The organism is Citrobacter sp. Cc139 (assembly GCF_030334645.1).
In the GTDB taxonomy this organism is placed as follows: domain Bacteria; phylum Pseudomonadota; class Gammaproteobacteria; order Enterobacterales; family Enterobacteriaceae; genus Citrobacter; species Citrobacter werkmanii.
Genome location: NZ_JAOWDM010000069.1, coordinates 86,409 through 101,061 on the forward strand (window position 1 = coordinate 86,409; position 14,653 = coordinate 101,061).

10 protein-coding genes and 1 pseudogene are annotated in these 14,653 nt (G+C 54.4%); 3 read left to right on the top strand and 8 right to left on the bottom strand.

Annotation, left to right across the window (positions count from 1 at the left end; genetic code table 11):
- Nucleotides 1-74: 74 nt before the first annotated feature.
- The 6 genes from glgP to asd form a co-directional block, all read right to left on the bottom strand.
- A complete protein-coding gene (gene glgP, locus OGV69_RS05085; RefSeq protein WP_038634923.1) occupies nucleotides 75-2,522 on the bottom strand; it encodes a glycogen phosphorylase in 2,448 nt (815 codons plus the stop codon).
- A gap of 19 nt (nucleotides 2,523-2,541) precedes the next feature.
- The gene (gene glgA, locus OGV69_RS05090; protein WP_069323794.1) at nucleotides 2,542-3,975 is read right to left on the bottom strand and encodes a glycogen synthase GlgA; all 1,434 of its coding nucleotides are present in this window, start codon (nucleotides 3,973-3,975) and stop codon (nucleotides 2,542-2,544) included.
- The gene (gene glgC, locus OGV69_RS05095; protein ID WP_069323793.1) at nucleotides 3,975-5,270 is read right to left on the bottom strand and encodes a glucose-1-phosphate adenylyltransferase; all 1,296 of its coding nucleotides are present in this window, start codon (nucleotides 5,268-5,270) and stop codon (nucleotides 3,975-3,977) included. Before glgC ends, glgA begins: the two co-directional genes overlap by 1 nt.
- Nucleotides 5,271-5,284: 14 nt before the next feature.
- Nucleotides 5,285-7,261 (bottom strand): glycogen debranching protein GlgX, encoded by a 1,977-nt coding sequence (gene glgX / locus OGV69_RS05100; RefSeq protein WP_069323792.1) that lies wholly within the window; start codon nucleotides 7,259-7,261, stop codon nucleotides 5,285-5,287.
- On the bottom strand, nucleotides 7,258-9,444 hold the full coding sequence (gene glgB, locus OGV69_RS05105; RefSeq protein ID WP_069323791.1) for a 1,4-alpha-glucan branching enzyme: 2,187 nt from the start codon (nucleotides 9,442-9,444) through the stop codon (nucleotides 7,258-7,260). The genes glgX and glgB overlap by 4 nt, the downstream gene beginning before the upstream one ends.
- Nucleotides 9,445-9,717: 273 nt before the next feature.
- Nucleotides 9,718-10,824: an aspartate-semialdehyde dehydrogenase gene (gene asd, locus OGV69_RS05110; RefSeq protein ID WP_069323790.1), complete on the bottom strand. Its 1,107-nt coding sequence runs from the start codon at nucleotides 10,822-10,824 to the stop codon at nucleotides 9,718-9,720.
- A 191-nt stretch (nucleotides 10,825-11,015) separates the two neighbouring features.
- On the opposite strand from asd, the gene yhgN reads away from it, so the two are divergent.
- The 3 genes and pseudogenes from yhgN to OGV69_RS05125 form a co-directional block, all read left to right on the top strand.
- A complete protein-coding gene (gene yhgN, locus OGV69_RS05115; RefSeq protein ID WP_003023480.1) occupies nucleotides 11,016-11,609 on the top strand; it encodes an NAAT family transporter YhgN in 594 nt (197 codons plus the stop codon).
- A gap of 569 nt (nucleotides 11,610-12,178) precedes the next feature.
- Nucleotides 12,179-12,625: a lipoate--protein ligase family protein gene (locus tag OGV69_RS05120; protein WP_069323789.1), complete on the top strand. Its 447-nt coding sequence runs from the start codon at nucleotides 12,179-12,181 to the stop codon at nucleotides 12,623-12,625.
- A pseudogene (locus tag OGV69_RS05125) lies at nucleotides 12,619-12,798 on the top strand (MarC family protein); the annotation flags it as partial. The gene OGV69_RS05120 and the pseudogene OGV69_RS05125, both read left to right, overlap by 7 nt.
- Here OGV69_RS05125 and gntU read toward each other — a convergent pair.
- Complete coding sequence (gene gntU / locus OGV69_RS05130; RefSeq protein ID WP_032940610.1) at nucleotides 12,721-14,061, bottom strand: gluconate transporter; 1,341 nt, start codon at nucleotides 14,059-14,061, stop codon at nucleotides 12,721-12,723. The pseudogene OGV69_RS05125 and the gene gntU overlap by 78 nt on opposite strands.
- Nucleotides 14,061-14,591: a gluconokinase gene (gntK, locus tag OGV69_RS05135; RefSeq protein WP_038634945.1), complete on the bottom strand. Its 531-nt coding sequence runs from the start codon at nucleotides 14,589-14,591 to the stop codon at nucleotides 14,061-14,063. Before gntK ends, gntU begins: the two co-directional genes overlap by 1 nt.
- Between the last annotated feature and the right edge of the window lie 62 nt (nucleotides 14,592-14,653).

The window sequence follows — 14,653 nt, forward strand, 5'->3', positions numbered from 1 at the left end:
GGCTAACGCCTTATCCGGCCTGCAAGAGTGCATAAACATAGGCCGGGCAAGCGAAGCGCCCCCGGCCTCGGATGTTACAACCGCACCGAATCAATATGCCAGATGTTCTCGGCATACTCTTTGATCGTCCTGTCCGAAGAGAAGTACCCCATATTGGCGATGTTTATCATCGACTTCGTGGTCCACTCTTCCGGATGGCGATACAGCTCATCAACCTTATCCTGGCAATCGACATAGCTGCGATAATCCGCCAGCACCTGATAGTGGTCGCCAAAGTTAATCAGCGAATCGACCAGATCACGATAACGTCCAGGCTCCTCAGGGCTGAACACGCCGCTGCCAATCTGCGTCAGCACCTGATGCAACTCTTCATCTTTCTCGTAATACTCACGCGGCTTGTAGCCCTGAATGCGTAAAGCCTCAACCTCTTCCGCCGTATTACCAAAGATAAAGATATTCTCCGCACCCACATGTTCCAGCATCTCAACGTTGGCGCCATCCAGCGTCCCGATGGTCAGCGCACCGTTGAGCGCAAATTTCATATTACTGGTTCCGGAGGCTTCGGTCCCGGCCAGAGAAATCTGCTCAGACAAGTCGGCAGCAGGAATAATCACCTGCGCCAGACTGACGCTGTAGTTGGGGATAAACACGACCTTCAATTTATCGCCAATCTGCGGATCGTTGTTGATCACCTTCGCGACATCGTTGATCAAATGAATGATGTGCTTCGCCATGTAATAGGCTGAAGCCGCTTTACCCGCGAAGATATTCACGCGCGGCACCCACTCGGCGTCTGGATCGGCTTTGATGCGGTTGTAGCGGGTGATCACATGCAGCACATTCATTAGCTGACGTTTGTACTCGTGAATACGCTTGATCTGCACATCAAACAGCGATTTCGGGTTCACTACCACGTTCAACTGCTGGGCGATGAGCGTTGCCAGTCGCTTTTTGTTCTCCAGCTTCGCACGACGCACAGCCTGATTCACTAACGGGAAATCACAGTGCTGCTCAAGCTCGCTGAGCTGGCTGAGATCGGTACGCCAGGTGCGGCCAATGTTCTCATCCAGTACGTCAGAAAGCGATGGGTTCGCCAGCGCCAGCCAGCGACGCGGCGTCACACCGTTGGTCACGTTGCAGAAGCGGGTCGGGAAAATCTTCGCAAAGTCAGCAAACAACGACTGCACCATCAGGTTGGAGTGCAGTTCAGACACGCCATTAACCTTGTGGCTCACCACCACCGCCAGCCATGCCATACGCACACGACGACCGTTAGATTCATCGATAATCGACGTCCGTCCCAGCAGAGCGGTATCGTTCGGATACTGCTCCTGCAGCGTCTTCAGGAAGTAGTCGTTAATCTCAAAAATGATTTGCAAATGGCGCGGCAGGATTTTGCCCAGCATATCCACCGGCCAGGTCTCCAGCGCTTCGCTCATCAAGGTGTGGTTGGTATACGAGAAGACCTGACAGCACACCTCAAACGCGTCGTCCCAACTGAACTTGTGTTCATCGATCAGCAGACGCATCAGCTCAGGGATCGACAGCACCGGGTGGGTGTCGTTAAGGTGAATAGCAATTTTATCGGCCAGGTTGTCGTAGGTTTTATGCAGTTGATAATGGCGGTTCAGGATGTCCTGCACCGTTGAGGAGACGAGGAAATACTCCTGGCGCAACCGCAGCTCGCGTCCCGAATAGGTAGAGTCATCCGGATACAGTACGCGGGAGACGTTCTCGGAGTGGTTTTTATCTTCCACCGCCGCAAAGTAGTCGCCCTGGTTAAATTTACCGAGGTTGATTTCGCTACTGGCCTGGGCATTCCACAGGCGCAGCGTGTTGGTAGCGTCAGTGTCATAACCGGGGATAATCTGGTCGTAGGCCACTGCGAGGATCTCTTCGGTCTCAATCCAACGCGTTTTCTTGCCTTCCATCTGCACGCGGCCGCCGAAGCGCACTTTGTAGCGCGTGTTGTGGCGTTTGAATTCCCACGGGTTACCGTATTCCAGCCAATAGTCCGGGGACTCTTTTTGTCGACCATCGACAATGTTCTGTTTAAACATGCCATAGTCATAACGGATACCGTAGCCACGTCCGGGCAGACCCAGCGTTGCCAGTGAGTCGAGGAAGCAGGCTGCCAGGCGTCCGAGGCCACCGTTACCGAGACCGGGGTCATTCTCTTCGTCGATCAGATCTTCCAGATCTAATCCCATACCTTCCAGCGCACTTTTAACATCGTCGTAAATCCCCAACGATAACAGCGCATTGGAAAGCGTGCGCCCAATCAGAAACTCCATTGACAGATAATAAACCTGACGGGTTTCCTGGGATAATTGCGCACGGTTAGAACGCAGCCAGCGCTCCACGAGACGATCGCGCACCGCGAATAACGTGGCGTTCAGCCACTCATGTTTGTTGGCAATGACCGGGTCCTTACCAATCGTGAACATCAGTTTGTAGGCAATAGAATGCTTAAGTGCCTCGACGCTGAGTGTGGGCGATGCATAAGTAAATGGAGCGTTCATATAGGTGATTCCTGGATATCTATTTCAAGCGGTAGTAAAGCTCGCGGTAAGACTTCGCCGCGACTTGCCAGCTAAAATCCATGGTCATGGCCTGGCGTTGTACAAACCGCCAAAGCGAAGGCCGGGACCACAATACGAAAGCACGCCGGATCGCGCGTAGCAGCGACCAGGCATTACTGTCTTCAAAGACAAACCCACTGGCGATACCGTCCGCCAGGTTTTCCAGCGAACTGTCAGAGACTGTATCCGCCAGCCCACCGGTACGCCGCACCAGCGGCAGCGTGCCATACTTCAGCCCATACAACTGCGTTAAGCCGCACGGTTCAAAACGGCTGGGTACCAGAATGACGTCGGCCCCGCCCATGATGCGGTGCGAGAAGGCTTCGTGATAACCAATTTGCACCCCTACCTGTCCGGGATGTTCCGCCGCAGCGGCCAGGAAGCCTTCCTGTAATACTGGGTCGCCCGCGCCAAGCAGCGCCAGTTGCCCCCCCTGCTCTAACAGACCCGGCAGAGCCTCCAACACCAGATCCAGCCCTTTCTGACTGGTCAGACGGCTCACGACAGCAAACAGCGGCACTTTATCGTTAACCTTAAGTCCCATCGCAATTTGTAGCTGACGTTTGTTCTCCGCCTTCTCATCCAGCGTGTCGCGCGTATAGCGCGAGGCCAGTAGCAGATCGGTTTCCGGGCTCCATATTTTTTCATCCACGCCGTTCAGCACGCCGGAAAGTCGCCCTTCCCGATGACGCTGTTGCAACAGACCTTCCATGCCGTAGGCAAACTGCGGCTCGGTAATCTCCTGCGCGTAGGTCGGACTCACCGCCGTGATGTGGTCGGCGTAGTACAACCCGGCCTTCAGGAACGAAATCTGCCCGTTAAACTCCAGCCCGTGCACATTAAAGAACGACCATGGCAATTGGATGTCATCCATATGCTTTGCATAAAACATGCCTTGATACGCCAGGTTGTGGACGGTGAACACCGATTTCGCCGGATGGCCGCGGGCCGCCAGATACGCCGGGGCCAGACCGGCATGCCAGTCGTGCGCATGCACCACATCCGGGCGCCAGAATGGGTCAAGCCCGCAGGCCATTTCACAACCGGCCCAGCCGAGCAACGCAAAACGCAGGACGTTATCGGTATAAGCGAACAGGTTGGTGTCGTGATACGGACTACCCGGACGGTCATAGAGATGCGGCGCGTCCACGAGGTAAATGCCGACGCCGTTGTAATGCCCGAACAGCAGCGTAATTCTGCCTGCAAAGGTATCGCGACGCGTCACCACCTGAGCATCAGGAATGCCGCGACGGATATCCGGAAACGCCGGGAGCAGCACGCGGGCATCTACACCGTCGGCAATTTGCGCGGCCGGTAACGCCCCAAGAACATCCGCCAGTCCCCCGGTTTTTAGCAGGGGGAACATCTCTGAACATACGTGTAAAACCTGCATTATCGCTCCTGTTTGATTTGCAGTTTGCGCAGCATTTCACGCGTGACCAGCACAATGCCTTCTTCTGAGCGGTAGAAGCGACGAGCATCCTCTTCCGCATTTTCACCAATCACCATGCCTTCAGGGATAACGCAGGCACGGTCAATGATGCAACGACGTAACCGGCATGAACGTCCTACCCATACTTCAGGCAACAACACTGCCGAATCAATGTTACAGAATGAATTCACCCGCACTCGCGGGAACAGAACGGACTGCACCACCACCGAACCAGAAATAATACAGCCGCCGGAGACCAGCGAGTTCAGCGTCATTCCGTGGCTACCGGAACGGTCCTGCACAAATTTCGCCGGCGGCAGAGATTCCATATGCGTACGGATTGGCCAGTCCTGGTCGTACATATCCAGTTCAGGCGTCACCGAGGCCAGATCGAGGTTGGCCTTCCAGTAAGCTTCCAGCGTTCCCACATCGCGCCAGTACGGCTCGGATTCCGGGTCAGACTGTACGCAGGACAACGGGAAGGGATGTGCATACGCCATGCCAGCTTCGGTGATTTTTGGGATGATGTCTTTACCGAAATCGTGACTGGAGTTTTCATCGAGGTCATCTTCCGCCAGTAACTCATACAGGTAATCGGCGTTAAAAACGTAGATCCCCATGCTGGCAAGAGATTTGGTCGGGTCACCCGGCATGGATGGCGGGTTGGCAGGTTTTTCAACGAACTCGATAATTTTGTCGCTGTCGTCCACGTCCATCACACCAAACGCGCTGGCCTCTTCGATAGGCACCGGCATACAGGCCACGGTGCAACGCGCGCCCTTCTCGACATGGTCGATCAGCATACGCGAGTAGTCCTGCTTATAAATATGATCGCCTGCGAGGATCACTACATATTCCGCTTTGTAGCGGCGAATGATGTCCAGGTTTTGGGTTACCGCATCCGCCGTGCCGCGATACCAGTTTTCACCCTGCATTCTCTGCTGCGCAGGCAGCAGATCGACAAACTCGTTCATCTCTTCGCTAAAGAACGACCAGCCGCGCTGAATATGCTGTACCAGCGTGTGCGACTGGTATTGCGTGATCACGCCGATACGGCGGATGCCGGAGTTAATACAGTTGGATAAAGCAAAATCGATAATGCGGAATTTACCGCCAAAGTGCACGGCCGGCTTGGCACGTTTATTGGTCAAATCTTTCAGGCGGGTACCGCGGCCACCGGCCAGGATCAGGGCAACAGATTTTAATGGCAGCTGGCGCGCCAACATAACACGATCGTTCTTCTCTAAACTCACCATGACTAACTCCTTTTTTATCCTCTATGGAACACACACAATCCGTGCGCAGGTCCCTGCCAGACAGCCGTAAGCACCGGATTGTCCTCTCCGGCAAATGGGGGAATAGCTCGCCATTCCCCTTCAGGTAAAACGATATCTGTCACCTCAAGCGTGGCGTTTATTGCAATCAGGAAACGGTCAGAAAGCAGGATTTGCATCTGCCTCGGGCCGTTTTGCCACTCATCCGCACTTAAGGGTTGTGCGTACTTATTCAGCCAATGAACATTGCCATCGCCCTCTTCCCACCAGCAATCGCCCGTTAATGCGGGGATTTGCTGGCGAAGATGAATCAACGCGGCGGTAAAGGTGGTTAGTCCACCGTTTGCCTGCTGCCAGTCCAGCCAGGTTAAGGCGTTATCCTGACAGTAAGCGTTATTGTTGCCGTGCTGGCTATGGCCATGCTCGTCGCCGGCCAGCAGCATCGGCGTCCCTTGAGAGAGCAACAGCGTACTCAACAGCGCATGAATGCTGTCGCGCCGCCGTTCAATCAGGTCCAGCGAGCCGCCTAACCCTTCTTTACCATGATTATCACTGTAGTTATTGCTAGTGCCGTCGCGATTTTCCTCACCATTCGCTTCATTGTGCTTATTTGTGAAGCACACACAGTCACGTAGGGTAAAACCGTCGTGCGCGGTCACCAGATTGACCGTGGCGCTGGGTTTGCGGCCATTGCGTTTAAACACGTCGCTGGATGCGGCAAAACGCCCGGCGAATTCTCCTAAAGAGAGATTACGCTGGAGCCAGAAACGTCGCGCCGCATCGCGAAAATGGTCATTCCACTCGGCAAACGGCGGTGGAAAGTTCCCCACCTGATACCCGCCTTCACCGATATCCCACGGTTCCGCAATCAGTTTGATGCGTGAGAGCAGCGGACAGTTTTGGATTGCAGTGAACAACGGCGCATCCTGACGAAACGTAGGCGTACGTCCCATAACCGACGCTAAATCAAAACGAAAACCATCCACGTGGCAAGTTTCAACCCAGTAACGCAGGCATTCACACGCATACTCGACCACGCCGGGATGGCTCAGATTGAGGGTGTTCCCACAACCGGTCCAGTTGTAGTAATCGCCATCATCCCTGATCCAATAATAGCTACGGTTATCGATTCCGCGCAGTGAGAAGACGGGTCCTTCAAGATCCAGCTCGGCGCTGTGGTTCAAAACGATGTCGAGAATGACCTCAATCCCCGCTTTGTGCAGCGCTTTCACCGCATCACGGAACTCATCCAACGCGCTCTCCGGCGAGCAGGCGTAAGCCGGATGCAACGCGAACATAGCGACCGGGTTGTAGCCCCAGTAGTTCGACAAGCCCAGCCGCTGCAGACGCGGTTCGCTGGCGAAATGCGCCACCGGTAGCAGCTCAAGCGCAGTAATGCCCAGGCGTTTGAAATAGTCGATCATCACCGGATGACCCAGCGCTTTATAGGTTCCGCGAAGCTCTTCCGGCAGCTCAGGATGCAGATACGTCAGTCCTTTCACATGCGCTTCGTAAATCACGGTATTGCCCCACGGCGTGCGCGGCGGGGCATCGTCTTCCCAGTCATAATGGTCGGACACCACCACGCCCTTCAGCGCGATGGCGGCATTATCATGATGATCAGGTTCATTTAGCCCGCCGTGCAGCAGCGGGTTATCTTTTAACTCGCCATCCACCCGGCGCGCATAAGGATCGAGCAACAGTTTCGCCGGGTTAAACCGGTGGCCTTGCTCTGGTTGCCACGGACCATGTACGCGATAGCCATAGCGCAGGCCCGGACGGGCGTTGGCCAGATAACCGTGCCAAATATCGCCGCTACGCCCCGGCAGGTCATAGCGGAGTTCACAGCCTTGCTCATCGAAAACGCATAATTCAACGCGTTCGGCGTGGGCCGAGAAAAGCGTGAAATTGACGCCATGGCCGTCATACGTTGCACCATGCGGGGTGGCGTTGCCGGTTGCCAGATGCGTCATTCCCCCTCCCGAACCAGCCAGATCGTCGCCAACGGCGGCAACGTCAGGCTCAGTGAGTGCTGGCGGCCATGACTGGCGATTTCATCGCTATGCACCGCGCCGCCGTTACCGGTATTGCTACCGTGGTAATGCATCGAATCGGTATTGAGGATTTCACGCCATTTGCCCGGCTGATTGATACCGAAGCGATAGCCGTGGCGAGGTACTGGCGTAAAATTGCTGATAACGATAATTTCGTTGCCGGCCTTGTCACGACGAACAAAAATCAGCACCGAACGTTCTTTATCGTCAACCACCAGCCATTCAAAACCATAGCTGTCAAAGTCGAGCTCATGCAGCGCCTTGTGATGGCGATAAGTATGGTTCAGGTCACGCACCAGACGTTGCACCCCGTGGTGCCAGTTATCGCCGCCTTCCAGTAAGTGCCAGTCCAGACTGACGTCGTGATTCCATTCACGCCCCTGAGCAAACTCGTTGCCCATAAACAGCAGTTTCTTACCCGGGAAGGCCCACATCCAGCCGTAGTAAGCGCGCAGGTTGGCAAACTTCTGCCATGCGTCTCCCGGCATGCGGTCGAGAATGGATTTTTTACCGTGCACCACTTCATCGTGCGACAGCGGCAGAACAAAGTTTTCGGTGTAGTTGTACAGCATGCCGAAGGTCAGCTTGTCGTGATGATACTGACGATAAACCGGATCCAGTTTCATGTAGTCCAGCGTGTCGTGCATCCAGCCGAGGTTCCACTTATACCAGAACCCTAAACCGCCCATGTCCTGCGGTCTTGATACGCCGGCAAAGTCGGTTGACTCTTCCGCCATGCTCACGGCGCCGGGCACCTGTTCGCCAAGAATACGGTTGGTATTGCGTAAAAATTCAATCGCTTCGAGGTTTTCACGACCACCAAATTCGTTCGGGACCCATTCCCCTTCTTTGCGGCTGTAGTCGCGATAAATCATCGACGCCACGGCATCCACGCGCAGCGCGTCAATACCAAAACGTTCAATCCAGTACAGGACGTTACCCACCAGATAGTTGCTGACCTCACGGCGGCCGTAGTTGTAGATCAGCGTATTCCAGTCCTGGTGATACCCTTCACGCGGGTCACTGTGCTCATACAACCTGGTGCCATCAAACTCTGCCAGACCAAAATCATCCGACGGGAAATGGCCCGGAACCCAGTCCAGAATGACGTTCAGCCCCGCCTGATGCGCGGCATTCACAAAATAGCGGAAATCATCACGCGTCCCGAAACGACGGGTCGGCGCATACATGCCGGTTGGCTGGTAGCCCCAACTGCCGTCGAACGGATGCTCGTTAATCGGCAACAGCTCGAGATGAGTAAAGCCCATCCACTTGGCGTAAGGAATCAGTTGATCCGCCAGTTCGCGGTAGCTCAGCCAGAAGTTGTTATCAGTATGACGACGCCATGAACCCAGGTGCACCTCGTAGATAGAGATCGGCGCATCAAACTGGTTGGCTTTTTTGCGCTCCTCGCTTTGCACCACTTTTTCGGGCAGGCCGCAGATAAGCGACGCGGTCTCCGGGCGCATCTGCGCTTCGAAGGCGTAAGGGTCAGCTTTAATGCGCAACTTACCGTTAGCATCGATCATCTCGTACTTATACAGCTGACCATGCTGTGCGCCGGGGATAAACAGCTCCCAGATACCGCTCTCTTTACGCAGACGCATCGGGTGGCGACGGCCATCCCAGTAGTTGAACTGCCCGACCACCGAAACACGTTGGGCGTTGGGCGCCCAGACTGAGAAACGCGTACCGGTTACGCCATCCATGGTATCCGCATGCGCGCCCAGCGTTTCGTAAGGACGCAGGTGCGTACCTTCAGATAACAGCCAGGCATCCATATCCTGGATTAGCGGACCAAAACGATAAGGGTCATCAATAAGATTCTGCTGGCCATGCCAGACAACGGCTAACTGATAACGAAAGAAATTTTTACGGCGGGGAAGTACAGCACAGAAAAAACCGCGAGAGTCGAGGCAGTCCAGCTTGCCGACTTTACGTCCGGTTTTGGGTTCGATCACCCACACTTCTGTGGCGTCTGGAAGTAAGGCGCGGACTTCAAGTCCCGCGTCAGTTTGATGCATACCGAGTACGGAAAAAGGATCCGCAAAATGGCCTGCAATTAGCGCATTAATCACGTCTCTATCGATACGAACGGACATGGTTGTCATCCTGTTTTATGGTGTCACGCCTTCCAACTGATTTTCGACATCAGGTAGTGACACTTTTTTTGACCTGAACGGCGCAGCACAATTGTGCATCCTCTCTGCGTCGTCCCACCTTCAGGCAACAACTTAATACCTCCGGTACTAAGTCACCCTTAAAGAATAGCCAATGCTTTATCTTACTCCTGGTAAAAAATGAAACATCTGCGCTTACTCCTGTATTACGCAAAAAAAGGGGTGATTCCTCACCCCTTGATCGTTAACAAATTATTACGCCAACTGGCGCAGCATACGGCGCAATGGCTCCGCAGCCCCCCACAGCAACTGATCGCCCACGGTAAAGGCTGACAGGAACTCCGGTCCCATATTCAGCTTACGCAGACGGCCTACTGGCGTGGTCAGCGTACCGGTAACGGCCGCCGGGGTTAACTCACGCATGGTGATCTCCCGATCGTTTGGCACCACTTTGGCCCACGGATTGTGCGCCGCCAGCAGCTCTTCCACGGTCGGAATAGACACATCTTTTTTCAGTTTAATGGTGAACGCCTGGCTGTGGCAGCGCAGTGCGCCGACACGCACACACAGGCCATCTACCGGGATCACAGCAGAGGTGTTGAGAATTTTGTTGGTTTCCGCCTGTCCCTTCCACTCTTCACGGCTCTGGCCGTTATCGAGCTGTTTGTCGATCCACGGAATCAGGCTCCCGGCCAGCGGTACGCCAAAGTTATCAACCGGCAGTTCGCCGCTGCGAGACAGGGTCGTCACTTTACGTTCGATATCGAGAATAGCAGAAGAAGGGGTTGCCAGTTCATCGGCCACATGGCCATAGAGATGGCCCATCTGGGACAGCAGTTCACGCATGTGGCGCGCGCCGCCGCCGGAAGCCGCCTGATAGGTCGCCACGGAAACCCAGTCGACCAGGTCATTGGCAAACAGGCCGCCGAGGGACATCAGCATCAGGCTAACGGTACAGTTACCGCCGACAAAAGTCTTAATACCTTTGTTCAGACCGTCGGTAATCACATCCTGGTTAACCGGATCGAGAATGATGATGGCATCGTCTTTCATGCGCAGCGAGGAGGCCGCGTCAATCCAGTAACCCTGCCAACCGCTTTCACGAAGCTTTGGATAGATTTCGTTGGTATAATCGCCGCCCTGACAGGTCACGATGATATCGAGCGCCTTCAGCGCGTCCAGATCAAAAGCGTCCTGAAGCGTGCCGGTCGCGGTTCCACCGAACGTCGGTGCCGCCTGCCCGAGCTGGGAAGTAGAAAAGAAAACAGGGCGAATGGCGTCGAAGTCACGCTCCTCAACCATGCGTTGCATGAGAACAGAGCCGACCATACCGCGCCAGCCGATAAAACCAACATTTTTCATAGCGTTTTTTTCCTGCGAAGATGTGTGCTGTGTATGTATGCCAGTGTCCTGGTGGCATATCCTTCACCATACAAAATGCAGCCAAAGTCGCAAGTGAAATTAATCAATGATAGCGAAGCCATCAGTAATGCGACTTATCCCGCTGCGCAAGCAAGCAGAAAGTCCGCGGTAATTATCAGGGAATTTGAGTTATGAATGAAATCATTTCAGCGGCAGTTTTATTGATCCTGATTATGGATCCGCTCGGAAATCTGCCCATTTTCATGTCCGTATTGAAACATACCGAACCAAAACGCCGCCGCGCGATTATGATTCGCGAGCTGTTCATTGCGCTGTTGGTGATGCTGATATTCCTGTTTGCGGGCGAGAAAATTCTGGCATTTCTTAACCTGCGTGCAGAAACCGTCTCGATCTCCGGGGGCATCATTTTGTTCCTGATCGCCATTAAGATGATTTTCCCCAGCGCCACCGGCAACAGCACCGGCCTTCCGGCAGGCGAAGAGCCATTTATCGTACCGCTGGCAATCCCGCTGGTGGCCGGGCCGACAATACTGGCCTCATTGATGCTGTTATCACATCAGTACCCAAATCAGATGGGGCATCTGGTGATTGCGCTGCTGATCGCCTGGGGCGGGACATTTGTGATTTTGCTGCAGTCGTCGCTGTTTTTACGCCTGCTGGGCGAGAAAGGGGTGAATGCGCTGGAGCGTCTGATGGGATTGATTCTGGTGATGATGGCGACCCAGATGTTCCTCGATGGCGTACGGATGTGGATGAAGGGGTGACCGTTTTGAAGCTGGAGAGCATGGCATTTCAGAGAACGATTCCGTTCACGTTATGTTCATTGCTTCTCTGTGATCTCGTCACCAGTGAACGTGCAAGGGAGGCGGCGGTGAGCCTCCCTTGCACGTTCACGGGCATCAGCGCTTCAGAGAAATGACACCACTGAGGTGAACGGAACCCTGAGCAATAATCACATGTTCACCCTACATGCTTAACTGAACGGCATTGCACTGTAATACCAGGTATTCCTTATGCTTTTAAACCGCTGAGAAAACGTATTTTCATTTCTGCGAAGCGCCTTCCGGAATACCCTCTTGTCAGCATCGCGGATAAGCATTATCTTCTCGCTGCACCTGCAAAATCAGGTGCCAGGATTGGTCCCCTGATTACCTCATTCGCGATAAAATTCACTTTTGTCGTGCGACCAGCTACACCTCAATGGTGGGCTGGACGGTGGCGTCACAAGACGCACCGGTATCCAATGAGGCCGGTAGGACCAACTCCGTTCAGCCCGCCACCCAAAGGTTGGTCCCTTCGGTGGTGGTAAATTTCACTCATTGGAGGCTGCCCTATGGCGACTACCCCTCTCTTTTCACACTCTTTATTTACCCTGCCCTTTAGCCATGCCACGGACTTCACCGAACTGGCGGATAACTGCGAGCGTTTTGTCGAAGGGCTGGTTGAATGTCATGACCCGGTTGAAAAACTGGCGATTTGTGCACGTCTGTCGGCCTGTCTCGCGTTATTGCAACCGACCTTAACGGAGCCTGTACCGCAGCATCTACAGGCCAGTCTGACGGTAGAAACATTCCCGACCCGTTTTCCCCTTTTCGAGCCTGAGCCAGATCAGATGGGGCATTACTGCCAGCTTTTAACGCATTTGCTGATGAGCAAAACGCTTTCTGATGATATGGAGCGGGTGGCGGGTGATTTGCTGCAGGATTTGGTGGGGTATTTCGCCGACACACTGAAAGCGCCGCGTTGGTTGAAAACCGAGGATGGTGTGATGGTGCTGTAAAAAAGCCGGGTGGCGGCTTCGCCTGACCCGGCCTACGATGTGGATATGTGCTCGTTTCCAGGCCCGGTAAGCGCAGCGCCGCCGGGCAACAAGACTCAGCTCAACAGCTGGAAGGCAATCATACCAACAATCGCGCCGACCGTACCGAGGATGGTTTCCATCATCGTCCAGGTCTTCAGCGTTTGCGCTTCGGTCGCGCCGGTGAATTTCCCGAACAGCCAGAAACCAGCGTCGTTAACGTGGCTGACGACGATTGAGCCGCCTGCGATACAGATAGACAGCGCCGCCATCTGCGCGCCGGAGTAGTTCAGTTGCTCAATCACCGGCATGACCAGACCGACCGCCGTTAAGCAGGCCACGGTCGCGGACCCCTGAATGATACGTACCGCCGCCGCCAGCACGAAGCAGGTAATGGCAATAGGCAGCCCCATACCGGTTAACGCTTCACCCAGGGCCGGGCCAACGCCGGAATCAACCAGCACCTGCTTGAACACGCCGCCCGCACCAATCACCAGCAGAATAATCCCCGCCGGTTGCAGCGCGTGACCACAAATCTCCATCACCCGATCTTTTGCCATGCCCTGGCGCACTGCCAGGCCGTAAATCGCCACCAGACAGGCAACCAGAATCGCGGTAAATGGGTGACCGATAAACTCGAACCATTCATAGGTTGAAGAACCGACCGGCACAAAGCGCGCGGCGATGGTTTTCAGGCCAACCAGTACTAACGGCAGCAGGATCAGCGCCAGACTGAAGCCAAAGGAGGGCATTTTGCCTTCGCCCAGATGCGGCTCGGTAATGTCTTCTGGTACATGCAGTTCAACGTAACGGCTGATGAAATTGCCCCACAGCGGCCCGGCAATAATCATGCCCGGAATGGCTGCGCACAGGCCAATCAGGATCATCCAGCCAAAGTCAGCGTGCATTTGGGATGCCAGCAGCATCGGCGCAGGTCCCGGCAGCAGGAACGCCGCAGCGGCCGCCACCCCCGCAAACAGCGGAATAACCAGCTTCACCAGGTTCGTTCCGGTGTGACGCGCCATTGAGAACGCCACGCTTATCAGCAGCACAATCGCCACTTCAAAGAACAGCGGTAGCGCGCAAATCAGGCCGGCCAGGCCAATCGCATAATGCGCGCGGCTGTGACCGAAAGATTTCAGCATCTTGACGGCAATCTGATCGACCGCGCCGGTCTCGTGCAAAATCTTGCCAAACATCGCTCCCAGCGCCACCACAATCGCCAGGAAGCCGAGCGTGCCTCCCATCCCTTTTTCCATGGTCGCCGCGATTTTATCAAGCGGCATACCGGAAAAGAGACCTGCACCAATAGACACCACCATCAAAGCAACAAAGGCATGCATACGCGCCTTCATCACCAAAAACAGCAGTAATAAAACAGACCCTACTGCTGTTAAAACAAGCGTTAATGTAGTCACTACTTACTGCCCTGGTTAATCACTTCAATGGTGCTAGCTACCACACCGTCCAGCGGCTGATCGATATCAACCACCAGAACATCTTTTTCATTCGCATCCGGTTCTTCCAGCGCTTCGAACTGGGTTACCAGCATTTGCGTTTTGAAGAAGTGCCCTTTACGTGCCTTCAGGCGACTTTCGATTACGTCAAAATCGCCCTTCAGGTAAATGAATGAGAGGTTCGGGTTACCGTCACGCAGCTGATCGCGATAGACTTTTTTTAGCGCAGAACAGACGATCAGCGACACCTTATTGGTACGCTGCATCGCAAAAGCGGCGTCATTCAGCGCCTGTAACCACGGTTTACGGTCGTCATCGTTGAGTGGCTCACCGGAAGCCATTTTCATGATGTTGCTGCGCGGATGGAGAAAATCGCCATCAAGAAACGCGGCCTGCAGTTGATGCGCCACTTCACTTGCGACAGCAGATTTACCGCTGCCTGATACGCCCATCAGAACGTAAACGTGGTGATCATGATTAGTCGTGCTCAAAGCGTTGCCCCCACTGGTACAAGAATCAGGAAATTGTTACGGGTAACTGTTATCGGTAACAT

Excerpts from the sequence above, each read along its gene's own strand:
- glgA (WP_069323794.1), bottom strand. The coding sequence starts at position 3,975 with ATGCAGGTTTTACACGTATGTTCAGAGATGTTCCCCCTGCTAAAAACC.
- yhgN (WP_003023480.1), top strand. The coding sequence starts at position 11,016 with ATGAATGAAATCATTTCAGCGGCAGTTTTATTGATCCTGATTATGGAT.
- asd (WP_069323790.1), bottom strand. The coding sequence starts at position 10,824 with ATGAAAAATGTTGGTTTTATCGGCTGGCGCGGTATGGTCGGCTCTGTT.
- glgC (WP_069323793.1), bottom strand. The coding sequence starts at position 5,270 with ATGGTGAGTTTAGAGAAGAACGATCGTGTTATGTTGGCGCGCCAGCTG.
- glgB (WP_069323791.1), bottom strand. The coding sequence starts at position 9,444 with ATGTCCGTTCGTATCGATAGAGACGTGATTAATGCGCTAATTGCAGGC.
- glgX (WP_069323792.1), bottom strand. The coding sequence starts at position 7,261 with ATGACGCATCTGGCAACCGGCAACGCCACCCCGCATGGTGCAACGTAT.
- glgP (WP_038634923.1), bottom strand. The coding sequence starts at position 2,522 with ATGAACGCTCCATTTACTTATGCATCGCCCACACTCAGCGTCGAGGCA.
- OGV69_RS05120 (WP_069323789.1), top strand. The coding sequence starts at position 12,179 with ATGGCGACTACCCCTCTCTTTTCACACTCTTTATTTACCCTGCCCTTT.